The organism is Mesorhizobium sp. P2_E9, from assembly GCF_056403815.1.
Map to the genome: position 1 here is coordinate 12,311 of NZ_JBFUET010000019.1, position 25,221 is coordinate 37,531.

At 58.7% G+C, this 25,221-nt stretch carries 23 protein-coding genes and 1 pseudogene; 11 read left to right on the forward strand and 13 right to left on the reverse strand.

The genetic code is table 11. From position 1 onward, the window contains the following. Positions 1-305 precede the first annotated feature (305 nt). Complete coding sequence (locus tag AC1D05_RS29015) at positions 306-1,199, forward strand: restriction endonuclease (RefSeq protein ID WP_477445385.1); 894 nt, start codon at positions 306-308, stop codon at positions 1,197-1,199. Between the two features lie 343 nt (positions 1,200-1,542). Here AC1D05_RS29015 and AC1D05_RS29020 read toward each other — a convergent pair whose 3' ends face one another. Continuing rightward, positions 1,543-2,262 carry a class I SAM-dependent methyltransferase gene (locus AC1D05_RS29020; protein ID WP_477445387.1) on the reverse strand — a complete coding sequence of 240 codons (720 nt, stop codon included), beginning with the start codon at positions 2,260-2,262 and terminating at the stop codon, positions 1,543-1,545. 246 nt (positions 2,263-2,508) lie between these two features. Between AC1D05_RS29020 and AC1D05_RS29025 the strand changes: the two genes are divergently transcribed. Next, entirely contained in the window at positions 2,509-5,187 is a 2,679-nt protein-coding gene (locus tag AC1D05_RS29025) for a glycosyltransferase (RefSeq protein WP_477445389.1), read from the forward strand. A gap of 34 nt (positions 5,188-5,221) precedes the next feature. On the opposite strand, the gene AC1D05_RS29030 is transcribed toward AC1D05_RS29025, so the two are convergent. The 3 genes from AC1D05_RS29030 to AC1D05_RS29040 are packed head-to-tail and all read right to left on the reverse strand — an operon-like array spanning position 5,222 to position 9,746. Further along, entirely contained in the window at positions 5,222-5,992 is a 771-nt protein-coding gene (locus AC1D05_RS29030) for a glycosyltransferase family 2 protein (protein WP_477445391.1), read from the reverse strand. Positions 5,993-6,041: 49 nt separating this feature from the next. Further along, complete coding sequence (locus AC1D05_RS29035; protein ID WP_477445393.1) at positions 6,042-6,956, reverse strand: UbiA family prenyltransferase; 915 nt, start codon at positions 6,954-6,956, stop codon at positions 6,042-6,044. A gap of 3 nt (positions 6,957-6,959) precedes the next feature. After that, a complete protein-coding gene (locus tag AC1D05_RS29040; protein WP_477445395.1) occupies positions 6,960-9,746 on the reverse strand; it encodes a hypothetical protein in 2,787 nt (928 codons plus the stop codon). A gap of 194 nt (positions 9,747-9,940) precedes the next feature. Here AC1D05_RS29040 and AC1D05_RS29045 point away from each other — a divergent pair, with 194 nt between their 5' ends. The 5 genes from AC1D05_RS29045 (at position 9,941) to AC1D05_RS29065 (ending at position 15,658) form a co-directional block, all read left to right on the forward strand. Further along, entirely contained in the window at positions 9,941-10,642 is a 702-nt protein-coding gene (locus tag AC1D05_RS29045) for a sulfotransferase (RefSeq protein WP_477445397.1), read from the forward strand. Between the two features lie 279 nt (positions 10,643-10,921). Further along, positions 10,922-13,495 (forward strand): glycosyltransferase, encoded by a 2,574-nt coding sequence (locus AC1D05_RS29050; RefSeq protein ID WP_477445399.1) that lies wholly within the window; start codon positions 10,922-10,924, stop codon positions 13,493-13,495. A gap of 206 nt (positions 13,496-13,701) precedes the next feature. Then, positions 13,702-13,863: a hypothetical protein gene (locus AC1D05_RS29055; protein ID WP_477445401.1), complete on the forward strand. Its 162-nt coding sequence runs from the start codon at positions 13,702-13,704 to the stop codon at positions 13,861-13,863. 605 nt (positions 13,864-14,468) lie between these two features. Continuing rightward, positions 14,469-14,807 (forward strand): hypothetical protein, encoded by a 339-nt coding sequence (locus AC1D05_RS29060; protein ID WP_477445402.1) that lies wholly within the window; start codon positions 14,469-14,471, stop codon positions 14,805-14,807. After that, a complete protein-coding gene (locus AC1D05_RS29065; RefSeq protein ID WP_477445404.1) occupies positions 14,804-15,658 on the forward strand; it encodes a thermonuclease family protein in 855 nt (284 codons plus the stop codon). The genes AC1D05_RS29060 and AC1D05_RS29065 overlap by 4 nt, the downstream gene beginning before the upstream one ends. Positions 15,659-15,747: 89 nt before the next feature. Here AC1D05_RS29065 and AC1D05_RS29070 read toward each other — a convergent pair whose 3' ends face one another. The 3 genes from AC1D05_RS29070 to AC1D05_RS29080 are packed head-to-tail and all read right to left on the reverse strand — an operon-like array spanning position 15,748 to position 19,138. Then, positions 15,748-16,644, reverse strand: coding sequence for a plasmid partitioning protein RepB C-terminal domain-containing protein (locus tag AC1D05_RS29070; protein ID WP_477445406.1), 897 nt, complete (start codon positions 16,642-16,644; stop codon positions 15,748-15,750). Further along, a complete protein-coding gene (locus AC1D05_RS29075) occupies positions 16,641-17,531 on the reverse strand; it encodes a plasmid partitioning protein RepB C-terminal domain-containing protein (RefSeq protein WP_477445408.1) in 891 nt (296 codons plus the stop codon). Before AC1D05_RS29075 ends, AC1D05_RS29070 begins: the two co-directional genes overlap by 4 nt. Further along, positions 17,528-19,138 carry a recombinase family protein gene (locus tag AC1D05_RS29080; protein ID WP_477445410.1) on the reverse strand — a complete coding sequence of 537 codons (1,611 nt, stop codon included), beginning with the start codon at positions 19,136-19,138 and terminating at the stop codon, positions 17,528-17,530. Before AC1D05_RS29080 ends, AC1D05_RS29075 begins: the two co-directional genes overlap by 4 nt. 232 nt (positions 19,139-19,370) lie before the next feature. On the opposite strand from AC1D05_RS29080, the gene AC1D05_RS29085 reads away from it, so the two are divergent. Beyond that, on the forward strand, positions 19,371-19,691 hold the full coding sequence (locus tag AC1D05_RS29085) for a YMGG-like glycine zipper-containing protein (protein WP_477445412.1): 321 nt from the start codon (positions 19,371-19,373) through the stop codon (positions 19,689-19,691). A 56-nt stretch (positions 19,692-19,747) separates the two neighbouring features. Here AC1D05_RS29085 and AC1D05_RS29090 read toward each other — a convergent pair whose 3' ends face one another. Beyond that, entirely contained in the window at positions 19,748-19,939 is a 192-nt protein-coding gene (locus tag AC1D05_RS29090; protein ID WP_477445414.1) for a hypothetical protein, read from the reverse strand. Here AC1D05_RS29090 and AC1D05_RS29095 point away from each other — a divergent pair. Both AC1D05_RS29095 and AC1D05_RS29100 read left to right on the forward strand, forming a co-directional pair. Continuing rightward, positions 19,938-20,105 carry a hypothetical protein gene (locus tag AC1D05_RS29095; protein WP_477445416.1) on the forward strand — a complete coding sequence of 56 codons (168 nt, stop codon included), beginning with the start codon at positions 19,938-19,940 and terminating at the stop codon, positions 20,103-20,105. The genes AC1D05_RS29090 and AC1D05_RS29095 overlap by 2 nt on opposite strands. Positions 20,106-20,388: 283 nt before the next feature. Beyond that, positions 20,389-20,823, forward strand: coding sequence for a hypothetical protein (locus AC1D05_RS29100; protein WP_477445418.1), 435 nt, complete (start codon positions 20,389-20,391; stop codon positions 20,821-20,823). 33 nt (positions 20,824-20,856) lie between these two features. Here the strand turns inward: AC1D05_RS29100 and AC1D05_RS29105 are convergent, their stop codons facing one another. Further along, a complete protein-coding gene (locus AC1D05_RS29105) occupies positions 20,857-21,147 on the reverse strand; it encodes a hypothetical protein (RefSeq protein WP_477445420.1) in 291 nt (96 codons plus the stop codon). Between the two features lie 168 nt (positions 21,148-21,315). Here AC1D05_RS29105 and AC1D05_RS29110 point away from each other — a divergent pair, with 168 nt between their 5' ends. Further along, positions 21,316-21,552 (forward strand): hypothetical protein, encoded by a 237-nt coding sequence (locus tag AC1D05_RS29110; protein WP_477445422.1) that lies wholly within the window; start codon positions 21,316-21,318, stop codon positions 21,550-21,552. Positions 21,553-22,062: 510 nt separating this feature from the next. On the opposite strand, the pseudogene AC1D05_RS29115 reads toward AC1D05_RS29110, so the two are convergent. The 4 genes and pseudogenes from AC1D05_RS29115 to AC1D05_RS29130 form a co-directional block, all read right to left on the reverse strand. Further along, positions 22,063-22,313, reverse strand: a pseudogene (locus AC1D05_RS29115) (hypothetical protein); the annotation flags it as partial. 97 nt (positions 22,314-22,410) lie between these two features. Further along, entirely contained in the window at positions 22,411-23,220 is an 810-nt protein-coding gene (locus AC1D05_RS29120; RefSeq protein ID WP_477445424.1) for a metallophosphoesterase family protein, read from the reverse strand. 25 nt (positions 23,221-23,245) lie between these two features. Beyond that, the gene (locus tag AC1D05_RS29125; RefSeq protein ID WP_477445426.1) at positions 23,246-24,160 is read right to left on the reverse strand and encodes a diacylglycerol/lipid kinase family protein; all 915 of its coding nucleotides are present in this window, start codon (positions 24,158-24,160) and stop codon (positions 23,246-23,248) included. Beyond that, the gene (locus AC1D05_RS29130) at positions 24,157-24,906 is read right to left on the reverse strand and encodes a phosphatase PAP2 family protein (RefSeq protein WP_477445428.1); all 750 of its coding nucleotides are present in this window, start codon (positions 24,904-24,906) and stop codon (positions 24,157-24,159) included. The genes AC1D05_RS29125 and AC1D05_RS29130 overlap by 4 nt, the downstream gene beginning before the upstream one ends. Positions 24,907-25,221 lie beyond the last annotated feature (315 nt).

The following is a 25,221-nucleotide window of genomic DNA, read 5'->3' on the forward strand; positions in this document are numbered from 1 at the left end:
TACTTGTGGGTAGCGCCTAGCGGGCTCTGCCTTGACGGAACATTAGTCAAATCCCCCGGCAGATGCCTAGCAAATTTCGATGAGTGGATGAAGCGTAACGTGGGTTAACGAGCTACATCCTTACGTCATTGTCGTCATCACCGGCGATGGCCCAGGTCGCAGCGGTGGGTCGACACTAGCGTCGCGAATAGCATCAAGTTGGCTATGACCGCCTGATCGATCTCGGCCGGGAATACTTCCTAGGGGAATTTTCCACGACAACCATCGCTCCTGTACAGTGGGCTCCATGAATCAGGAGGTCAATAATGGCGCAGCTCTCGACGACCGACATGAAGCTGATAGACAGTATCTTCGGCATGTACAGCGGCAATGTGCTAGACTTCAGTGTCGCTCGGTTTGGCTCGTTCTTCCAACGCGACCTGGGCATCGACATCTTCCACGACCGCTACGCCATTCACGGTGGGTCGAAGGGCAAGATGTTTCGGGGATTCCTCGAAGTAGCATCGAATGCCGACGTCGCTCGGGCGCTCCACGCGCTGTGGGAATACCGAGAGACATATCGACTCGATCATAATGAGACGGACACGGTCCTGAACTCTCGGGCGCGCTTAAGCGCGCTGGTGGTCAAGCTCGGCTACAAGCCGTTGCCGGCGGGGTTCGACGAGCGAGCACCGGCGGCGCCGACATCACCCGTGCCCAAGGGGCCCAGCGCCGGCGAGCTGGTGGCGCTCGAAGCAGAATTCATGGCGATGACGGCGATGGACGAGGCCGCCCAAGCGCGTGGCTATGCGTTCGAGCGCTTCTTGAAGAAATGGTTCGATGCATGGGGACTCGATGCGCGGGCCTCGTTCAAGCAGATCGGCGAGCAGATCGACGGTAGCTTCGAGCACCGAGGCTCTATCTATCTGATCGAGGCGAAGTGGACGAATGCCAAGACGGATGCCGCCGCGTTGCGCTCCTTCCAGGAGAAAGCAGGTGATGGCTTCGAGGGAACGCGGGGCCTGTTCGTCTCCTATTCAGGCTTCACGGACCAAGGGCTAGTCGCCTTCAACGCGAAGCGCGTCATCCTTATGGACGGCATGGACGTCTTCGAGGCGCTACGCCGGCGCATCTCGCTCGAGGAGGTGATCGCGGCGAAGTTCAGGCGCGGCACCGAAGAGCGGCGATCGATGATCTCGGTTCGCGAGCTGTTCCCGTAGAGAGGCGGAGGACGGCCGCTGTGGCAAACAATCAATCGCATGGCGCCGTCGTCCGACAACGCAAAAGTCTCGGCGGTCAGCCCGTCGTTGGCCACCTTTTTGCGGATCTCGCAGGCGGGCTGGCCTACCGGCAGGGCAGGAGCACAGGCATCGTCGACGGCTATCTCGCGATTGACAGTGGCTGATATTCCGCCCCACCGCGCCAAGAGCAGACAGTCCGCTCTCGGCCCCTTTTACGCCTTTCCGGCAACTCGCATGCGCGTTTTTCGTCCAGTAGCGTTGATTCGCAGGCTGGACCTTGTCCTGCGGCTATCCAATTTTTGCCAGCCAACGTGGTTGGCGGTTAACCCGGAACCAAGCCGTAAGCGAGGTCCATCTTCTTGGTGTTTATCTTGAAGCGCGAGCTATCAATCAGCAGGCGCTTGCCCCAGCTATCCTCTCTTCTCACATGGAAGCCCGTATCCCGCAATATCGCAAAGAGACATTCCCTGTTGGGCACCCAGAAGTTGGTGATGTCGTTGGCCAGAGTGCCCGCTTCGTAGTATCGCGCCACCGCCACACCCGGCATCAGTTCCGGCTCAAACTGCGTTTCGACAAGCAGCCGGCTACGGCACAGTCGCGCTACGATATCGAGCGCGCGTATCATGTCGGGTAGGTGATAAAGGACACCTAGAAACAGTACGAGATCGAATTCGCCAAGATCCGAAGCGGGTATGTCGTACAGGTTCATCTGCCTGTAATCGAACTCCAGGCCGGTAAGGCGCTCCATGGCCCCAAATCCGTGACCATCCTTGGCCCGGTAGTCGATTGCCGTGACCTGGGCTCCACGACGCGCCATGTTCATGGAAAAGAACCCATCCGAAGGGCCGATGTCCAACGCCCGCATGCCGGTCATATCGGTCGGCAACTGCAGTTTTTCGAGGAGAAATTGAGGATCGTAGCTGCCTGGAGTCACCACGCCAGGGAACACTTCGAATTTGTGATGCCAGTGCGGCACCTTTGCGACGATCGCCTGAGCACGCTCCCTTTCAGCCGAACTCGACGCTGGTGCTTGGTAGTGCATCTCTCTAATCTCCAGCCAAAGTCCTGCGTCAATCAGGAGATGAAGGTTTGATCCAAAAGTGCCATGTCGGCCACAACACTGCCAGGCGACTATGCCTGTGCATCCTGTGGTTGCCAACAGACCAGCCGAATTCCTGCGGGATCTCAGCGATGTTGAACCGAAAGCGCTTGGGCGGCGCAGGCGTCATGCTCCCGTGACGGTCGATCACATCCGCCCGCCCAGCAAGCATGTATCGGTGGAAATATCGTGACCAGCAGAACCGCCATAGTCGTCGTTGGAATGCATCGCAGCGGTACGTCCGCCTTGACGCGAATGCTCAGCCTTCTGGGCGCGTCCCTGCCGCGAAACCTCTACGTTGAGGAATTGGGCAATGAGACCGGCCATTGGGAGCCCGAAGCCGCAATTCGTCTCAACGACCAGATCCTGGACCTGGCTGGATCACCGGTGAACGATGTCCACGGGCCGTCTCCTGCCTGGCTGGAAACGCCTGCGGCAACAGCCTTCGTCGACACGCTGAAAGACATGATCGTCGCTGAATACGGAGACGCTCCGCTCTTCGTGTTGAAAGACCCACGCATCGCACTGCTGTTCCCGCTATGGCAGGCCGCGTTGGCCAAGCTGAATATACGTTGCGTTGCCGCGATCATCTCGCGCAATCCGGCGGAAGTCGCATTGTCGCTGGCCAAGCGGCAGGGCCAGGCGGGAGACAGGCAGTCCTGGCCTTTGGAGCGCGGCGGTCTGGTATGGTTGCGCTACAATCTGGCGGCGGAGGAGCATACGCGGACGATCGACCGGGCGTTCTGCGATTATGCGCAACTGCTTGACGACTGGAGATCCGTCGCGGCCCGCCTGAGTGATGACCTCGATATCCCGTGGCCAATCTCCATCGCTGACGCTACCTCCGAAATCGACAGTTTTCTTTCGCAGGAGCTGCGGCACCATCGCGAACCCGATGACCTTGGCTCGCGTCCAGGCATCTGGTCGGCATGGATCGCTCCGGTCTTCGCCGAGCTGCGCGGCGCCGGTCAGGGCCACCAGCCCGATCCTGCCGTTTTCAGCGCGGTAAGGCAGTCGTTCGATGAGATCCATGACGGCATCCGGCATCCCATCTCGCAACAGCCCATAATCGGCGGCAGCCAGCGTTGTATAAGGGTCATGCGTCGTGGGCAGGGCCGTCGAAGACTATGTCTTGTCGGCGACCTGTTTTGGAAGCCTGCTCCCGGCGCCAAGGATGAGAGGACCGCGATCGACGCTGCCATTGCCAGCGATATCGATGTCTCCATCGTCGAAATCGGCACGTTCCAGCTGGCGGATGTCGACACCTTTGCCGAGTTCGCCGCAAGCCATGGCTTCGGCGTTGAATATCTCGACATCGATGACCCTCCGATCCAGCCCTCGTTCCTGGCATCGACAATCCTGTTGCTCAGATACGCCCGCGGCCAGGCATTCGATGCGGTTCTTTTTCAGGATCGGGATGGCCTGGGCTACGCCAGTGCCGTCGCCAAAGAGACAGATCTGGCCTTTGGCGGAGTGCCGCTCGCCGTGGTGGCCATGGGAAGCTCCGGCTGCAGCCGGCAGCAGCACGGCGAGTTTCCGTCGAACCTCATGACGATCGGCATCGAGTATCTGGAGAAAATGGCAGTCGAGTTTGCCGATTTCGTCATCCTGCCGCGCCCTGAGATCGCCCAATGGATGACCGAGCAAGGATGGCGGACGATCACAACGCTCTCAATCGGCAATGTGGCGTCCGAAGACGATTGGTGTCGGGCCTTTCAGCGGATGCTGCCGGAGACCGGAACGTCGGTCAAGCCAACGCCGCGAAGGGATGCAGGCGACACCACGATCCTCATCACATCGTACGAGCAGCCGCGCCTCTTGGAACAGAACCTGCGGGGCTTGATGCGGCAGACGGAGAAAGGCTTTTCCGTTGTCGTGGTCGATGATGGAAGCAGAGGCGCTGAGGCCCGGCGATATCTGGAGACGGTCGAGGATCGGTATCGCGCGCTGAACCTGAAATTGGTAAGGCAGGAGAACGGGTACCTGGGCGCCGCTCGCAATACCGGCATACGGGCGGCGACGACCGAGTTCGTCATCCTGCTTGACGACGACAATGTGGCGTTTCCAGACATGGTCCGGACCCTTTGCAACGCCGCCCGAACGTCCAAAGCCGATGTGGTGACCTGCGGGATCAAACATTTCCATGATGAAACCCAGCCGCCGAACGCTGCGACGCATGGGAACGGAACGGAGCATTATTTTTCGGCAGGCCCAATTCTCCTCGGCTCTATCCACAACTGCTTCGGCGACTGCTCGGGTATCTATCGAACCGACATATTTGACCAGGTCGGCGGCTTCCACGAAATTTACGGCGTCACCTACGAAGACTGGCAGATGCATCTGAGAATTGCCGTCGCTGGATTTCGCATCCTGAGCCTGCCTGAGCCTCTGCTTTGGTACCGGATACGCAAGGCCAGCATGCTGCGCTCGACGCGGCCCTACACCAATGCACGCGTGATAGCGTCCGTGATCGACTCGCTACCGTCTTCGGCTCTGGCTCCCCTTAGCGACTACCTTATCGGCACGGAGTTGGAGCAAAGCAGGCTCAACCGAGATCTGGAACGGCTTGGCGGTCGAGCAATTCTTGAGCGACAGACCACTCAAGCGATCATAGCCACCGGCTTGACAGGTGAGGTCGGCCGATATGTAGGCAGCTTGCAGGCTGCCTTGGAAGAGCGCTCGAAGAGCGCTTCGGAGGCCGCTCGCTACGCGAACTCCCTTGAAAGCACGTTAGCCGAGATGCGGGCCGCGAATGAAACCGCGACTGAATACGCGAAGGGTCTCGAAAAGTCGCGGGCCGAGATGGAAATCTACGCCAAGACGCTCGAGGCCGAACTGAAGAAAATCAACTCGGCTAACAGGCGCTGACAGCCCGGCATTCCTATAACAATACGGCGGCGGTTTAGGAAAAGAGCCGGAAGCGGACGAGGTACCAGATCGCCTTGAGGCCATCGCGCCAGCCGATTTTCTTGCCCTCCTCGTAGGTGCGGCCGAAATAGCTGATGCCGACTTCATAAATACGCCAGCGGTTGGCCAAGGCGATCTGGGCACTGAGCTGGATCTCGCAACCAAAATCGTTGCAGGTCAGACGCAAGTGCTTCAAGACCTCCCGTGTGAACATCTTGTAACAGCATTCGATGTCGGTGAGCGTCTGGTTGTAGAGAAGATTAAACACCAATGAGATGAAGCGATTTGCGACATAGTGATGGAAATAGAGCGAGCGATGAGGCCGGCCGTAGAACCGTGAGCCGTAGACAACGTCCGCCACTTTGCGTCGATTGATGAGGTCGTACATGACGGCCCAATCCGCGGGATCGTATTCGAGGTCCGCGTCCTGAACCACAATGACATCGCCGCTGGCTGTCGCCAGCCCGGTCTGCAGGCAAGCGCCCTTTCCGCTGTTTGAATCATGGTAGAGCGGCACCATCGTGACGCGGGCAGACGCCGATTCATCCGCGACGACGAGGTCTCCGTCGACCCCGACGGTTATACAGGTGCCATTGCGGACGCCGGCTGGGAAATTGGCCCGAAGCCACTCTCGCGTACCATCTCGGGATCCATCGTCGACGATGATGATCTCTTTCTCCACCATGGGGAGCGCCGCACTTGCCATCGCCAGCACGAGTGGCAACGTCGCGACTTCGTCGTAGACCGGTATGATTACAGAAAGCATGAAACCTCGGGTCTCTGATGTCGGCTTCCGCCGGAGCCGACGATCCCTGTCAAGACAGGACGACCGCCACGGTCATGACTATGCCAATAGTGGCGAACAGCACCCGGTAGCATCGTTGCAACCGGCGGAGACTTTCACGCGTGAGACCGGCCCGCACGGCCTGGAAGGAAGCAAAAAGATGCACCGGAATGAGCCCGGCGGCAAAGACGAGTGCCGGTGGCACCAATCGGAGCGCACCCAAGGTAGCCACAAACGCATATGCCAGGATGAAGAGAACGAGGCCGGCGCCGAAGCTCCTTGCCTTGCCGAAAGCCACGGCGTTCGTCCTGATCCCGTTGATGCGATCGACCTCATGGTCACTTGCCTCATGCGTGAAATGGCCGGCGGTGAATACAAGTCCGAAGAAACCACTGACAACAAGCGCCCGCACATCAATGGCGCCGAAAGCCGAATAGCCTAGGAGGAAATGTACGGACCCGCCTACGAAATGGAGGACCGAGTTGAGGAGCGGAGACCCTTTCCAAAGAAAGGCGGGGGCTGAATAGAGGACGCTTAGCCCAGCGATCATCGCGGCGAGCAGGACGACTCTCGTGTTGAGCAGTCCAAACAGGACAAGACTGACCGCGAGCAACAACCCTGCAAGGTAGCCGACTTCGGTTCGCGTCAGTCCTTTTGCGGCAAATGTTCTGTTGGCTCGGTCCGGGTCCTTGAGATCACCGTCGATTCCCGACCAGTCGTTGAGGACAAAGACATGAGCCACCAGGCAGATGTTTGCGGCCATCATGATAGCCAGGGCCAGGACATGAGTCACCGAGAGTGACCCAACTGAAAAAACCGCGCCGATCAGCGGTGTCGCCTGGAGCGCGGCGACTTCGTCGAACCGGATGCAAGACAACCAGCGTGCCGCCAGCCGATAGGCTGCGGGGCGACTTTGAACAGCTGTGTCCGCCGTGATTTTCGTCAATTGTCACCCGCACTTCTGTTTTGGGCCGCCAGAGGCACAGGGAAGCTTCGCCAGCATGATCTCATTCTCGAAATAGAGGCGCAACCAGAGCGCATATCCGAAATCCTGTGACCAATAGAAGCGTTTTACGGTCGCCGTGAGATCATTGTGGTAGAGGAGCGGAGGCGCGCGGCTAAGCACGTCGAAGTCGTCCGCCGCAATCCCACGCAGCAATTCGCTGGTTTGCTGATAGAATTCATACGAGCCGCCACTGGTCTCCATTCGCCGAAGCTGCTCCGCGGCCCGAACCCAGATCTCCTGGCCGGGCGTTTCAGTGCGCAATCGCGCTTGCGGGAATTGCGGCACGCACCCTGCCTTTTCCAGGTCCGCCAACCGCAGCATGATCATCAGCGGCGCACCGGCATAGTAGACCCAGATATCGTCGTCGGCCGCCTCTCGCGAGAGCGCTTCGCAGAGCGAGAGCGCGGCTGGCTTGTCCACCTGTTCGAGAAACAGGAAGATATGCATCTGGATCCCTACATCGGCCGGGTTGGGGTCATGTCCAGGATCAAGGCATTGATATTTGTCACGCGACGTGAGCCAGGTCCGATAGAGGCCGTCCGCCCGCTTGAATTCTGTCATCGTGGCAAGCGCGGATTGCAGCAATTCCATCCTGTCGCTGGGCGCGACACGCCAGGTGAGCGCGGTATCATCCGAATCCGGCGTGATGGCGCAGCCAAGAGTTCCAATCGTTGGCGCGTCCGGGCGTCCATGATAGCGCACAAGCCCGCTTTGCTCGATCTGGGTGGTCAGGAACTGGCGCACTCTTGCCAGCATGTCGTTTGCACCCGCCGCTTCGGCCACCGGATTGAGCACATCGAGGATGACGGCATTGAGATAGGTATTCATCTCCTGGCGCGGCTGCTCGAAGCGCGTTGCGGCCGAATATGCCGTCAGCCAATAACCGCTGGCCTGCTGACGGCTGGACAGCATCTGCCGGGCGCGCCGTGCTGCGCTCGGCAGATCCGTGACATGCTCGAAAGCCTCGTTGCCCTGCGTGACGAACAGTGACGTCTGCTTCAGCAGACGCGGCTCGCCGCCTTCGGTAGCGCGCACCAATACCGCCAGAAGATGCTCCCCCGGAGCCAGTTGATCGATTGGCATGGTAAGCCGCCATCCGGCTGGGCTCGATTGCCCAAGCGTCTTTTCGACATCGGGCCGCGAGAAGAAGTCCCTGGTTCCGACGCCAGGCCGGCCATCAATCAACACCGCGACGTCACTTGGGGAATGGTTGTTGATGAGTGCCCATCCCAAGATCTCGACCTGTCGGCGTGCTTCTGCGCCAGTGCTCGGCTCGCCGGGCAGGATATTTACGGCATCGATATTGCCACGCAGATCAACGATCAGGTCGGGTTGGACATGTGGATGCCTGAGTTCCGCGACAAAGGCGGCATTGCGAATGTCCCATGCGGGCCGCATCCGGTCTGGTCCCTGGGTGGAGATGATAGGTATATCGGCAACGCCCGTGTACCAGAACGCGCCAACCGTCTGGATCGAAATCGCCACAAGGGATGCAAGTGCGAATGCCACCCGCCAGCTGCGGGAAAGCGCCTGGACCACGGGCGGAAGCATCCAGATGAGCATGGGCAGCATGTCTGTCAGCCACCGCGGGCCCCAGGAAAGGCCCTGCCTCCAATCGATCATCGCGTAGAGAAGCAACTGGATGACCATGGCGCAGGCAACGGCCGCGGTGAGTCCCCGCCCCAGGCGCTCGCTTGCTATTTTTCGGCAAAAGATCAGGACGAACAGCAGGAAGGGCGAAAATACGAATAGCCCTCGGGTCGGGCTGAAAAGCAGGCCAGCAAGGCCGCCCAAGATGCTGTCGTTGAAATTGTCGGGTCGGACATGGACCGCGTAAGCTCCGGCAACATTGCCGACGAGCATGATGTTGTAGGCCAGGACCAGAACGACAGGGATCAGGCCCGACAGGACGAACAAAGGGCGCAGGCGGCCGGCCCACCACAGGCCGTAGAGACCCAACCCGGCCGCCAGTATGGCATCGGGCTGGCGGTTTGCCGCGATAAGTCCGCAAAGCAGACCTGCCAGGAAAATCCGCCACGCTGTCGCAGGTCCCGTGAGCAACAGCATCGTGGCCACGATCAGGACTTGGGCGAGCCCGTGCATCCACAGAGCCTGACTGCTGATGACCCACGTCGTCGTGCCAAATGCATAAAGCAGCGTGAGAATGGCAGCCATGCCTTCATCGGTGCGCCGTCGCAAAAGCAGATAGATCAGAGCGACCGACAGCGCCGCCAAGGAAGAAGCACAGAGCTTTTCCATGATGCGTGCGACTTTGTCGAAAACCAGCGGATCGGAACCATGATGGTTCAGATAGATGACGGCCGGCAGGTAAAACGGGGAGAGGATGACGGGAACAACAATGGGAAATTTTGAGACATAGTTGTCTCCACGAACCTTCAGAATCCAGTGAGCCGTGTCGCCTTTCTCCAGCGTCGCCGGGGGCTTTCGTCCCTGAGCGACGGTGGTCAGAATTGGGTTCAGGGTCAGGCTGTGGTTCTGCCAGATTGAAAAGGGCAGGTAGCGCGCTGCATAGCTGTCAGCCGCGGTTATCGAGCGCAGGTTTGCATTGTAGACAAGAAGGGAAAGAAGCCCGAGCAGCAGCGCCACGGCCGCATCGCGGGCGCGGCTGCGCCGAAACGCCGGCTTTGAAGCCGCCTGGTCCGGGACACGGGTCGTGATCGCCCCAATCGCCAACAATCTTCCCCGTTGTGATTTTCTGCCAAAGGTCATAGGGGCGCGCACCGCGTTCGACAACGATCGTCTTGGCGCTTCAACAGGATCGTTTAGAGTGCTGCAGTCGCGCCTGGTTTACCGGCCGTCCCGAGAGGTATAATTGCTGGCATTGAACGAGCAGCCCCCAAGGCGGGCAAATCTCATCGGTATCGGTGCGCCGCGAACAGCCACCAGCAGTCTGGCCAGAATGCTTGGCGCCACGCGGAAAGTTTTCATACCCCCGGAAAAAGGAAGTTAACGGCTTCGGTATCGACGCCGATGTGACCGAAGCCCGCTATGAAACGCGCTTCGCCGACGCACGCAGCGACTGCCGCCATCTGGCGGACATCTCGCCGGTTTACCTTTCAAGCCGGCGGGCGGCCGAACGGATACAGTCCTACAACCCCGAAGCAAAAATCATCGCAACGCTGCGGGAGCCCGTCAGCCGTGTGATTTCGCAATACAGACACATGAAGGCAAAAATAGACGCGTCCCTCGGCCCGGAACTCGCGCTTGATATCGATGCTTATCTGAGAGCCGGGCTCGCCGAGATAAAAAGCGCGCAACATCAGGAAAATTCCTGGTACTCGGCGTCTCTGAATATCGCTCACTCGTTCTATGGCAGCAACCTGCGCCGCTACTATGATCTCTTTCCCAGAGATCAGATAATGGTCCTCATCTATGAGGATCTGATAAGGCCGCGCCGCTTCTGGGAGAAGGGGATATGGGAACAGGATCTGCAGAGGTTCCTGGGCATCAAAGTCAGCCAGAGATTTTGGGACAATCGCGCGAAGGGCACAAAAATCGCTGTTTCGGATGAAGTAACGAGCGACCTGAAAGAGTTGTTCGCGGCAGAGGTCGCCATAACCAGCGACCTGATCGGACGTGATCTGAACCAGATGTGGGGCTACTGAAGCGCGCCGTGTCGAAGCGTTCCCAAATAGCTTCAACTTGGACCCTACCATGACCCCAGTTCCGATCCGCATCGAGACCGTCGATTCGCCGCGAGACTTCCTCCTTTCACCGGGTACTTGACCAGCCTTGTTTGATGCCCACAGTCGTGGGCCGTGATGCCTGTTGTCGATGCCGGCTCATTTGCCACGCCTGTCCTCCCGCGTTTGAATTGTGGCGGCTCAACGCATGCGCTATGGCGAAGTTTCTAATGTACAGGCGAGGGAAGATTCGAGCCAAGTATGAGGAATGTGTTTTTTACGATTTCGTCGTGGAACTACCTCCACTATTCCCGGACCGTGGCATCCTCCTTCGCCCGTCATCATCCCGATTTTTCATGTGTGATCGCAATATGCGACACGCCTCGCGGCGACCTGGGAAAGGACGCGTTCCCCGAGTTCGACGATCATGTTTTTTTCGACGATCTCGATCTTCCGGATCGTCGTGCTCTGAGTTTTCGCTACGATGTCATGGAGCTGAACACGGCCATCAAGCCGACGATGTTTCGTCGACTGTTCGCCGAAGGTTTTGATCGCGTCATTTACCTCGATCCCGACATCTTCGCCTATCGTCGCTTCGACGAGTTGTTGGCGGCGTTTGACGCCGGAGCGTCCTCGATACTGACGCCGCACGCGCTCGACCCCAACCTTCATGCAGAGAGTCCGAACGACCTGACCTTCCTGCGCGCCGGCGTCTACAATCTGGGATTTCTGGCCCTGGCCAAGACGAAGGAGACGCTGGCCCTGCTGGAATGGTGGGAGACGCGCCTGCAGAAGGAATGTGTCTGGACCCGGATATCCGACGGGATTTTCGTCGATCAGAAATTCATGGACCTTTGGCCGGCCTATTGCCCTGGCACGCACATCCTGCGCGATCCGGCCTACAACGTGGCGTACTGGAACCTGGATTCGCGCACCATCACGAAGAAGGGCGACCAATACGACGTCAATGGTTCGCCCCTGGCCTTTTTCCACTTCAGCGGCATCATGCCCAGCGATCGAAGTGTCCTCTCCAAGCATCAACAGCGCTGGAAGCCGAATTCCACCCGGGAATTGGCGACCTTGCTGGCGGACTATCACCAGCAACTGGAAGATCACGGCGCCAGCAGATTTTCTTCGATACCCTACGGCTTCGGGACATTCGCCGACGGAACCGCAATTCCGATCCTGGCGCGCGTACTGTTTCGCGAGAAGCTTGAGCCGATCGAAGGTGACCCCTTCGCCGTCATGACCGACTATCTCGACCGTCCAGCCGATGTCGATCCAAATCCCGGTGGCGTGGTCACGGAACTCGCGCGCACACTTTGGGCGGCGCGGCCGGATTTGCAGTTCCACTTCCCGCTCAGGGAAGCCCAGGCGCAGGTCAACTTCGCCGACTGGTATGTCGCCGGCGGTGCCACGTCGGCTGGAATTCCAGCGCGGTTCATTGACACTGTCGCCAAGAGAATTGATCGGCTCGGCTCATCCATCACGACCGCCGAAGGCGTGACAAGCGCTGCAGGCAAAGCGGTATCGATCGCCACGCGGCGTGTAGCGCGTGGTGTCTATCGAGCCCTGCTGAGGGCCGAGCCCCATATCAGATGGCTCTACAGAAAGGTACCGAAGGCAAGGCGAAGGCAGGTTCTCGATGCGCTCATGCGGCGCGGATGGCCCACCAATTTTGATGCCACGACGCAGGCCACTCTCGTGCCCGGTCTGTCTCTGATCGGTTATCCCTTTTCGGAGACGGGCGTTGGCGAAAGCATGCGTCTCTTGGCATGCTCGATCGAAAGTGCCAGCATCGACTACGATGTCACAAACTTTGATAAGCAGGTGATCTCGTCACGTGGCGATCGGGCCCTGGCGTCTCGGGTTGTCGAGCGACCATCGAAAACGGTGAACGTCTTCTGTGTGAACGCCGACATGCTGGGATCGACCATCGAGGGAATAGGCAACAACATACTTCCCAACAGATACAATGTCGTGCGTCCGTTCTGGGAGTTGCCCAACATCAATCGGCAGTGGGTGGACGCCTTGCAACAAGTGGACGAAATCTGGGCTCCCACGACCTTTGTCCGCGACGCGTTCCTGGCAGGGACGGATCGCCCCGTTACGCATATTCCGGTCGCCATATCCATCCCGCCCGACGTCGCGCCGAACCGGGAGCGATTTCATATTCCCGCCACCTCGACCGCATTTCTCTTTGCGTTCGATTTTTCTTCCTACCCGGACAGAAAGAACCCGGATGCCGTCCTGCAGGCATACCTGCACGCGTTCGGGCAAGACAGCGATCGTCGGGTGTCCCTTGTCATCAAGACAATGGGAAGCAGCCCGCAAAAAAAGGCGATCCTGAATACAATTCGCAGCCTGGCACGAACTGACAGGAGGATCATCCTGATCGACGAGGTTCTGACTCGATCCGAAACGTACAGCCTGACGGCATCGTGCGATGTCTTTGTGTCGTTGCATCGCTCGGAAGGCTTTGGATTGGGAATTGCCGAAGCCATGGCCATGGGCAAGGCAGTCATCGCGACGGACTACTCGGGAAGTAAGGACTTTGTCAGCCCACAGACAGCATTTCCGATTCCCTACCGGCTGATCGGCGTGGAACCTGAACAGTATCCTTATTTTATCCCAGGGCAGAAATGGGCGGACCCCGATGTCATCGAAGCCGCGCGGATCATGACGTTGCTGGCTGAGCAAAGTGATTTGATCAGCGCCATCGGAGAGCGCGCCCGCTCCTATATGGCCGCAATGCACAGTCCACAAGCCGTGGGTAAGATGATTGCAAATCGCCTTCGGGATATCCACGGATACAGAAATCTCTATTTGGCATAGATGCGGCGTGCCGCGCGCAATTGCTCAATTCGCGCCTTTCGTCCCGCAAGCTTACGGTCGCCTTTCGGCGCATAGGCGCCAGTCTGCAATGCGTCTCATTTCGGTCATTGACGCAATCACTGCTGCAGCCTCAGATCTGACATCACGGGCCATAGCGCTGGCGATCCTATTTGCTGGCAACCGACAACGAACTAAATGGAGGACGAATGCCCAAGGCCAAGGTCAAAGGTGAGAGCGCTCTTAACAAGGCGCGCTCCAAAACAGAGAAGCTCCTCAAGAAGGTGGGATACACGGCCTTGAAGGAGGCTGGTGTGGTGTCCAAGCGACCCGAACTCCCAAACCTAAAGATTGAAAAGCGAGGGAAGTAGCGCGGCCACTCGCGGACTGACCTTACCGTAACCCCACGGAAGCAGTTGGATTTTACGGGGTGCACCACGCGCGCTTGTACCATTCGCGCAGATCGCCAAGCGCCACGTCTAGGCAGGCAGTTCCATGGCGTCGGCGGGGAGGTAAATGCGGCAGCCCAACGACTACGCGGGGCCTATCGAGCCGATCAGATTGCTATAAGCCACAAGCAGGCGGCTTAATTGCAGAAGGCGGCTTAATTGCAGAAGTTAGAGTTTCCAATTTTCTGACAATTCGCGTCATTGCTGAAGAACGTAGAGTCGCCTATGCGCTGGGACGTCGTTCCGTCGCTGTAAAATGTCGAATTGCCAACGCGATTTGCACTTAGCCCATTAGAGCAGAACGTCGAATTACCAATCGTATTGCATGTTTGCGCAAAAGCAGGCGCGCTGGCCATAGAGAAGCACAGACAGATCAACAGCGCTCGCATGTTTCCCGCCCAATAAACCCGGACCAATTCTATAACACGGTCGCAACGGCATTCAATCTGACGCAAGCCAATTCGCCAGCGGATTCGACAACAAAGTAAAGAAAGCGCATTGTAGCTTCGGTGCTGGGGGGCGCCTTCATGAAGTGGCGTTTGTATTTTGTCGCGATAATCGTGGCTGTCGCGCCCGGCTGTGCTGCCGACTATTTGAACAATTACGACACGGTGACACTTGCGGCAGGTGATGCAAACGACACCAATTCGCTTCTACAAACCGTCGACCTTTTCAACCCCAACAGCAACAACACGCATATCGAAGGCGATGGCCAACGCAGCGTCGCCGTGATCCAGCGGTACAAATCGCCGGCTTCCGCAGGTGGCGGCCACTCAGGCAACTGCCCGATCGACAGTAGCGTTGCGGCAGACGGCTCACATTGCGGAAAGCGGTCCGCTGAGAGCCGTCCGGGCGGTGCGATGTGAGCGGCATCGACAGATCGCGCTACGACAATCGCTCTGACCAATGGCGGCGGCGCACTGGCGCGAAGCGCTCACGCGCCAGACGATGGGCAAGCGTGCCGCTTCGTCTCGTGCTGGTGACGGTAGCTGCGGCTGCTGCCTTGGCAACGCAATTCATCATGCACAACAGTGGATCGTTGCCGGAAATCAATCTGCAAAACCTGACAAAGCCAAAACCAGTAGCGATTGCCGGCGTGGCCTCCGTCATCGACGGCGACACAATTGAGGTGCACGGGCAGCGGGTGCGCTTCAACGGAATCGACGCACCGGAAAGCCGCCAATATTGCGACGACGCCAAGGGTTTCGAATATCCTTGCGGCCGACGTTCCGCCGAAGCGCTGGACGACTTCCTGGCAGCATCCAAGCCGGTCCAGTGCGCATTCATCACGTGGGACCGTTACGGGCGCTTCGTTGGCGACTGCACGCGAGCTGACGGCGCCAGCGTGGCAACATGGATGGTCGAGCACGGTCAAGCGCTAGATTGGCCGAAATACAGCAACGGTGCGTATGCCTCGCAACAGGCGAAGGCCAAGGCATCAAAGGTCGGTTTGTGGGTAGGATCTTTTCAAGTCCCATGGGATTGGCGGGCGCAGCATAGTGACGGCGCACAAACCACGCCGGCACCGCTTTTAACAACCGGCGGTAACTCCGGTTGCATCATCAAAGGCAACATTTCAGCGGACGGCGAGCGCATCTACCACCTGCCTGGACAGAAATTTTACAGCGTCACCAAAATCACCGAAGCCAAGGGCGAAAGGTGGTTCTGCTCGGAAGCCGAGGCCGTTGCGGCCGGCTGGCGACGATCAAGGAGATAGTCTCATCCCGAGCGGCTATATATTATCGATGGAAAATAGGGCTGTTTCAAGCTTGCGAATAGCGTCGGCCACGCTCGGACAGATCATGCTCATGACCGGTCCGGCTCGGACAGTTTTTGGAACTCGGAAAGAATCTCGGGAAATCGCTTCGCGAGATATCTGACGATACGTGCGTTTTCCAACAATCGGGTAAGAAAGCCGATGGCAATAACCAGATCCAGGTGATCGGCTCCGTAGCTCTCCTCGACCATCCGGTATTCCTTGTCCAGATTGGCGGACTCGTTTTCCATCAGCGCGATCTGCGCGTCGCTCAGACCAACGATTTTTTTCGGTTGCATCGTATCCGCAAGTTGCGACGGTGGCGTGGCACCGACCAGGGACTTTGCGTAGTTGACGGAAAACTTGTTCATCGCGATCATCAGCTGCGCTGCCTCGATCTGACGTACGGCCGCCAACTTTCGCAGTTCGATGAAGCTGTTTGTCGGCACGAAGCGATCTTTGAGCATCTCGGCCACTTCCGGGCAGATTCCTTTCAGGAGGTTCTTTTTCATCCTGATTTGGGCTACGTTGACATTGAGTGTGCGGGCGATGGTTTCTTCAGGCACCCCACTGTCGATCGCCTTCAAGATCATGAAGTGTTCCTGGATGGTGGCAAGACGGCTCACGCGCTTGTTGTAGGTGAAAGCCTCATCGTCATGCGCGACCAGGCATTCGACGTCCATCGCCTTCAGTTCACGTAAAATCTCGAGCCGCATGTGCCCGTCGACCAGAAGGTATTTGCCCGGTGTGTCCTTGTCTCGTGCGACGACGGGTGGTTCCACAAGGCCAATCTCGCGAACGGACGAACTGACCTGCTGGTACTTGGGAGAGGCCTTCGCATCCTTGGAAATGAGATGAAGCGGTTGAATGTCCGCGAGCCGAATCCGGATCGTGTCGTGCTCGAAAGCCGATCTTATGACAGGCACGACGAAGTGTTCTGAGGTCATGCGGGTTCGATCCTGCTGATCCGCATGGCCAGGTTTTTCGGAATCGAGTTCAAACCCTCGGCTGTCAGAAGCTCTTGGAAAGTCTCTTCCGCTATGAGCTGGCGCAGTGCGTGGGTAACGAACAGAAGCCGGTTGCCCGCCGCATTGGCTTTGCGAACAAGCGCACGCTTGCGGTCCATGTCTTGCTGATAGGCTTTGACCAGGGCTGCCGCGGACGGTTTCGCAGCTCGCTCGGGGAGTGAGGTCCCCAGGCCTTTCCCGCGCCGGCGCCGGTTCTCGATCAATCGACGGACGATAGCAAGTTTGTGGCCGCGCAACGCATTGCGCTCATAGGCGAGCTGAAGGACCGTTTGGATACCGGGGTCGTCGGCACTGGAAATATCGACCGCCACCGCCAGTGGGATCTGGCCGGAATCGACCGCGCGCAACAGACGCTGTTCGCCTTGAGCCAGCAGGCGCGCGATGCCTCTCACATATTCGGTCGAGAGACCAATCTTTGCGGCAATCTCTGCATCTGTATAACCAGTCTCCTTCAGCCGACCGATATCGCGAAGGAGATCGTAGGCGGTGTGATAGCGGCGAGCGCAATTTTCAACCAAGCCCTTGATCAGAGACTCGGATTTTGTCGCCTCGATCACAAAGGCCGGTATTTCTATCTGGCCAAGCTGCCGAAAGGCTTCGAGGCGTCCCTGACCGCAGACCAGGTCGTGCGTGAAGGATCCTTCGGGCGCATCCCGTTTCGTCACGGTGATCGGCCGCTTCAGGCCGACACTCTCGATGCTGGTGACGATATCCTGGAATGACTTCTTGCCCCGTGTGCGCGGATTGGTGACCTTGATTGCGTCGAGGCGCAGCAGCGAAATCTCGTTGGTCCCGATTTCCATCATGGGCCGGCCTTGATGACGTGGCGTGCGGCCAAGTCAAACAGCGGATCGAGCGATTTGAAAAAGAAGGCGTTGAACGCCAGGGCCTTGTTCAACGCGAACTTAAGGGGCTTGCCGCGGATTTCGGTTGCAGGCGCAATAAGATAGTCGCGGATCGTTTGATTATCGGGATTCATGCGGGCCGCGACCGTCATATCCGCAATGGCACCACGCCCTTTCGGTATCAACCAACGTGGGTAGCCGTACGGTGTCGGGCGGCAGCGCGCGACAGCAACGGATACCGTGAACTCGTCATTGATCCGCAGCAACCCCGGCTCGTCCTGGTGCGCTGCCGACCCACCCGCAGCGTCAATTGTTGCTACGATGGTCTGAAGGATCTCTTCCAGAATTGCGACAAGGCGCCGTCTAACATCAAGGAACCGGTAGCTCTGGGTACGATCATATCCAATCAGTCCGTAGGCTCGCCTCAAGGTGCCGAATCTTGCCCTATAGCGATAAACGGATGGGCACTCGGTCGCCGCGTTAACAATGGGACCCGATAGTGATCCGTGGCGCTTCAGAAGGCTGGCAAGAGCGCCCAACATCTGGTCATCGCTCAAGTTCGCGTTGCGAGCAGAGATTATCGCCTTGGCTTGCTCGAAAAGTGCCTGGTCAACAATAGGTTCGAACACGCCGTCTGCGCGGACCCAATCGGCGGCATCATTCTTTACCCGCTTTCGTTTGAGTTTGAATGATTGGTGATTCCACACATTGTTGCCGAGGTATTTCTCATTGCTGAGAACCTGGCGGACAGATTCTCGTTTCCAAGGTCGATCGAGATCGCTCAACACGCCTCTCATGTTTAACGACCGGGCGATCTGAAGCTCGGTTCGCCCCGCTTTCACAAACTCCCTGTAGATCCAGCGCACCGTTGCAATTTCATCCGGTGGCCCAGCCACAAGGATGACGCGATCGGTCTGGAGGTTCTTGTATTCCTTCCTGGCAAGCGTGGATTTCTGCCGCCCATGCTGATCAACGAGAAGTCGTCTGAGGCCTAGCCCCGCAGCACCTCCTTGCCGATAGCCCATTTTGATCAGGCGGGACTGGCCGGCGAACACCTTGACCGATAACACGCGGCTCTGCTCGGCAGCCATGCTGCGCTTTATGGCTTTGATGATGTCGGATCCGATGCTGCCATCGTTCGCAAACTGCTCCGCGCAGTACTCGATGCGAACCCCGGCAACATGGCATCGGTATTCGTAGGAGGCGCTTTCATCGACGTTCTGGAACCGCCCCCAGCGGCTGACATCGTAGACGATAACAGTTCCGAACTCGGCTTGTTTCGTCTCAATATCGCTGAGAAGCCGCTGCAAGCCGGCACGGCCCTCGATGTTGAGGCCACTGCGGCCGGCGTCCGCGTAGGTGGCCACGATTTCATAGCCCATAGCGTCGGCGAACTCGCGGATGGCATCCTTTTGATTGTCGAGGGAATAGCTTTGATGCTCGGTCGACATGCGCACATACTGCGCGGCGCGGGCTCTTCGAGGATCCGCGGTGGCTGGATTGGCCGTGCAAGCCTCTTCCATAGTGTGCGCCAGACAGGGCAGGGCGCTCAGCCCTCGAGCGTCCATGCTAGCGAGCCGATGCTGCCATTGGGTTACAGACTCGTCGACACTTTGTATCGAATGGAGCCTTCTTCGACCGACGGTCAAAGCTTGGGAAATCGACGTTTGCCAGGAAGCGCGCCGCCATCAACGCCCGAGAAACCATGTCTCATATCGTGAGCGCCGGTGCCCCCGTTCCGCCGCAATGCGACCGCACGGGACGATCGATAGGGATTTCAGACCTTTAAGGGAGACCTCCATGACCTTTCACAAAGCCATAGCCGCCATGCTCATGACCGCGGCACTTGCCGGCTGCCAGTCTCAGACCGAAGGACAACAGCGGGCCACGACGGGCGCTCTGCTCGGCGGCGCCGGCGGCGCCCTTGTCGGCCAGGCCATCGGCGGCAACACCAAGAGCACGGTCATCGGCGCGGCCGGTGGCGCGCTGCTCGGCGCCGTCGTCGGCTCGGCCACCACCCCGCAGCAGCCCCGCGGCGAACAGATGTGCCGCTACCAGGACCGCTACGGCCGCATCTACACCGCGCCCTGCGACGACCGCTATTACAACGGCAATTATTGATCGCATCAATGACGCGAGGCGCGCAGCGTATTGAAACTTCACGCCTCGCTCGCGAACTACGCTGACTGAGCCGCGGCGACCTCCGCCCGCATCTCAGCATGCTGCCCGACATGGTCCAGCGTCAGCTCGAGCCCGATATGCGACAGCTCGGTCGCAGCCGCTTTAGCGGCATGCGTGGCGGGTTCCACCACGCGCTCGAACATCCATGTCATGTCGCCATTCGGCGGTGAAGGGGTGATCCCAGCCATGCTCGATCCCGCCGAGCTCGCCCGCCATCTGGTCGAGGAGAGCGACCTCAGCGGCCGCGACACCGCGTGCCAGTTCTTCATGCGCCGCGCCTTCAGTTCAAGCGAAGTTCCATGGTCCGCCTCCCCGTACCAATCCGCCAAGAAGTGCGCAAAACAAGAACATTGAAGTCAATGGGGCCTTGACGGCATAGGAATATATTCCTTATACTGGGACGATGTAGGGCACGAACAGACCTAGCTTGACGTAGATCGCGCTGTGCCGTGAGCCGGTTGCCAACCGACCCAGGTAGGTGTGATGCCAATGTGTTGGCGCGTCGCGCTATCCCAAGGGGAAGGGTCATTGGGCGCAGGTATTTCGTCCAGTCGATCGAACGAACGCTTTGCGAGAGCATCCATAGGGCTGGTCGGGCTGGAATGGGCGAGTTGTTGCGCATTGAGGGGCTGAAGCGATGCAAGACCTCATCGATTTCCTCCAGGCCAACTCTGTGCTGGTGCTGGCCAATCCCATCGCCTTTGCTTCGTTCGCCATGCTTTTTGGCAGCAGCGGTTTTATGGTGGGTCGCTATTTTTTAGCCGAGCGTATCGCCAACCTGGAGAGCCGCATCGCGCGGCGCGACGACGAAATCAAGGAACTCAAATCCCAGCGTTCAGCGAACGTGGAGCCGCCGCTGATCCCCATCATAGGGACCTCCGCGATTGGCCAAAATGACTGGCCTTCCAGACTGAATGGAGAGCAGGCGTCTTATGCGATAGAACGTCGGGGAGCTTTTGAGATCACGCTCGGCGTGAGTCAAAAACAGGACCACAAAGAGAATCAGCAAGGCAGAGACGATTCCGGTGACAATCGGCATTGGACACTCTCAGAAAGTCGAACTTCGTTTTGAAGGTCATCCTGAATAGAAAGGCGCCGCGTGCCGTCAGCCTGACCGCACGAGGCCCGGCTCTTCGGTGGGGGGATCGCTCATCGCCGGCTGCTGGGAATCGTCGAGCATCACGTCTGAGAAATTGACAGTGGCGACCAGGTAACCCGCTTCATCATAGACCTTTGTGACGGACCCAGATTGATCGAGACCGGTGGCGGCACCTGCAAGCAGCGCCGCGTGAGCCCTTTCAATTGCCCGCGGGCTTGCGAGGTCGGGGCTCGCCAACTCCTCCTCGGAGGTGGTGGTCTGGTCGAACCCGGTGGTCTCAAAGCGGAACATCGGCATTGACATCTCCTGTTGCCTAGCAATGTCCGTGGAGGCGTTGCGTTCCAAGAAGCGCTAGGCACAGGAGCGACAGATCAAATTGTCGCAACATTTTTAAATGACGGCTAGGCAGGCTGATGGCAGGGTGTGCCTTCGTCCGATCAACCTTGACGTCCTTGGAGGCGCCTGATGCTTGACCGACCCACCCACAATTGCGACCAGGCGATCTATCCGTCCGATCTGACCGTCCTCAAAGGCGTCTTTGATGCGCTTTGCCACGAGGGAGGCTATCTTCCCGGATCCGAGGACGCTCGTGACATAGCCGCCGAGTTGGTGAGGCATTTCCAGGCCGGGACGACAGACGAGACTGTCTTGAAAGTCGCTGTACGTGCCAAGCGTCAGGCGTTGGCACGCAGGGCAGTTTAGCAGAAGGCACTTCGACTTTCGGACGGTTGGATGCCCCTCAGGGATGAACTGTGGCCAGCGCGGTTTGCCGGTGAAGACAATTGCCTGAAAGCCCGCACTGGCCGTGACGGCATTGGGATCGCCGCCAAACAACAAGTTAGAGTGGACTAAAATATGCGAAATGGTGCGATCGCGGAACCTTGACCGGCCGCACCGGTGGCGATCTATCCAGCATGCGGACCACCGCGGACGGGGACAGTCGGTCCCGCGTCCCGTCCTGCGGCCGGCGCTATGCTGACGCTCCTACGGCTGTCCTGTTAACCGCCCGCGGCGGGGGCGAATTTCCTCCGTCCCGCGCGCGACAATGTCCGCTGTTGCGGACGCGCGCAGGACTGCGGTTTATGCGCCGTTTTTTCCTTAGGGCGCCGGCAGTCGCCGGCGCGGGCGTCCAACGGACAGGTGGACTTCGACCGTATCGTCCTGTTGGCAAACGACTCTATCGGTGTCACCAGGCAGCGGATCGCGCCAAACATTCCGCCACGCCGCCGCGAAGGCGTGTTGCTCTGCATCCCATTCAGGATGATCGTCGTCCCAGCAACGCATGACATCATACATTTGGCGACCATGCACACTGCCCAACTGCCCCTGAGCCTCCTCGATGAAGGGGCGGAAGAGCAAGCGGCTTGGCGCAAACGCCATTGGTCGACGTAGCCGTCCAGGGACTGGTTCATTCCGAACACGACCTTGCAATGCCCAGCACCGCCTTGCCTTACACGGCCCATGCGAGCAGTTCCGATTGCGTCTTGCAATCGGTAGTAAGTTAGATCGACTGGTTTATATCGCAGTTGGTTTGTTGATGCGCCGATGAACGATTCGGGGTCAGGCGGGTTCCCATCCATCAGGCCCGTGCCGAAAGGAATATCTGGGTGTGGTTTCGAAGCCGGTCTGGGAAGGCTGCCAAGCTCTACATTCCATCGAGATTTCTGGACGATCGATCCGAATGATATTGAATGAATTGGCAGCCTCACGAAGGCGCGACGAAATCGCCGTTCCCGCCTGGATCAGCAACGCGGCATAGCCGTCAATAAGGTAGCGCCTGGCACTGGAACCGGCCCGATGAAGATGCTGATGGCCAGATAATATCATGTCTACGCCAGTGCGCGAGAAGGCATCCATTGCAAGACTGGCCCGTCCAACGACGCCATCGTCGCTTTCGAAATCCAGTCCTTCGAACGGGTGATGCGTGACCACTACCCGGATGACTTTATCGGATAGGCGCGCGAATTTGTCCTTTGCCGCCTCGAGCTGACGGACATTGATCCGGCCGTCCTTGATTGTCAGGGATCGCGCAGTGTTGATACCGACAACGGCGATTTCGGCATCCGCGTAGAATGGATCCGTGTCCGCCTCGATGTAACGCTTGTAGCGAGAAAGAGGCGTTAAGGCACGGGCGAAGACATTCCACAGCGGCACATCATGGTTGCCGGGCACGACGATGCGGGGGCCGGGAAAGGAATCGAGGAACGCTCGCGCCTGCAGGAACTCAACTTTGCGAGCACGTTGCGTTAAGTCCCCGGAAACGACGAGCAAATCGGGAACGACTGCGCGAACTTCGGCCGCGATGGCTTCCACGACCTGGCTATCTGTTCTTCCAAAATGCAAATCCGAAAGATGGACGAGGGTCTTCACGAAATTGCTCCGGCTACAGGGCTGGTCATGAATCCGGTTCCATTTTGGCAGATGACAGAACCTGCAAGGCCGCTGGTCGAATCCGAAAGTTCAGGGGCATGCCCATACTGATCGCCTCACCGTCCAGCGAGACCAGCATGGTGGCTCGATGCGAGGTGATCTCAAGGGCTTTTGTTCGATACGTCTCCACATCTCGAGTTGCGTCGATGAGACCAAACGCGATTTTGAATGGGAGCAACGCCAGTCCGAACCATGACTGCTGTTTGACGACATGGACGCAGAGCTCATGTGAAGAAAGGCTCTCGCGACGGCCAAGATCGGCGATGTCGTAGAAATTGTTTCCGACAAACACGCATGGCGTCAGCAGCCGTTCGCGGTTGCCTTGAGCGGCAATATGGACAGCCTGCCAGGACGCGGCTCTTACTGTTCTTGCGAGAGCCGGACCGATGGCTGCAAGCTTGCCCAACCCGCGCCTCTCTTGCTCGGCGGAGCGTTTTGCAACAAAGAAGGGATAGATGCCGATCGACGAGTTGTTGAGAAAAACGCGACCGTTCACTTCGGCGACATCGACTGCCACGGGCTTGTTGGCCGCGATCGCGTCCATTGCCGCATCGAGTTCGATCGGCAGACCGAGATCCTTGGCGAAATGGTTGAGTGTGCCAAGCGGCAGGACGCCAAGCGCTACGTTGGTCCCGGCGAGCGCTGACGCCGCGCTCCCAAGCGAACCATCGCCACCACCCACCACCAACACTCTTCGATCACCCGATCTTGGGCGTTCGGCCACGAACCTCTGCGCCATTTCGCCAATCTGGTGCCCGGTAACCAACTTCACTTCGGCGTCGATTCCGCGTTTCGCAAACCCATCACGAATGAGCTTTTCGATATTGCCGCTGCGCGCGGCAGCGCCGGCACTTTGGTTGATGAGCGCCAAAGCCCTCAAGGTTCGGGCTCCTGATTGACCCTGGTCGGCTGAAACCACGACGCGGCAGTCCAACACAAGATTGCCCAGCCAGACCCGATGCACCATCCGGCGAGGACATCAGTGGGATAGTGGACCGCGAGATAGACGCGGCTAACGCCAACGGCGACCGTCAGGAAGACGGCGAGCCCCATGAAATAGACCTTGAGGCGCGGGTCCGCATTCGCACGAGCAAGCAGGGTGCCAACGGTGAGGAAGGTAATTGCCGAAAGCATGGCATGCCCGCTCGGAAAGCTCGCCGTGAACACCTGCGTGACGTGAGGTATGTCCGGCCTGGGCCGATCAAAGCTCTTCTTGAGGATCGTGCTGAGCAGTTCACCACCGACTACCGACACAGCCATTAAGATCGCGAGAGCCCGCTTATGGACCAGAAGGAGATAGCCCACCCCTGCCAGCAGCACGAATCCAAGAAACACCACGCTGCCGATGGATGTCACATCTCGGGCTGCTTCGTGAAGCCACGGTGGTCCAACTGGATTGGCCGGATCGGCTGTGCTGCGCAAGGCTGACAGAATGGCAAGATCGAACGCGGTGGTATCGCCGTCGAGGACCTCTTCAGCAAGCGCGCCGAAAGCGAGAATGAGGACTGCAACAACCAGCCCCGCCGCAACCGACCCAGTCGCGCCAGGCCAAGCCGTCCTGGACAGCGAAAGCGGGCCGCGACTTTCGAAGGGTTTGCGCTCGTTGGTTGGGGCTAATTTAAGCAAGCGAACGACCTCGTTTCCGAGGCCACAACGGGAACGTCGGGACGAAGTTCCCGAGTCGCCCTTGCGCTACAGAAGGAGACGAGTTCGGCGCGAGATTCGCGCTCATGTTCCGCGGCCACCTCGGTGCAACTATTGCGCTTCTCAAGCGTCATGGGTGCAGGGCATCGTCCGTTTCGAAACTTTCTAACGCCGTGCACCTGCTAGAGACGAAAACAGGACAGGTCGCATGAAACAGCCCCGGCCAAAAACTCAAGGGAAGGTTAAGTCTTCTGCGGCGGAAGCACTGGCGCGAGCCGGCGCCAACCTAATCAACAT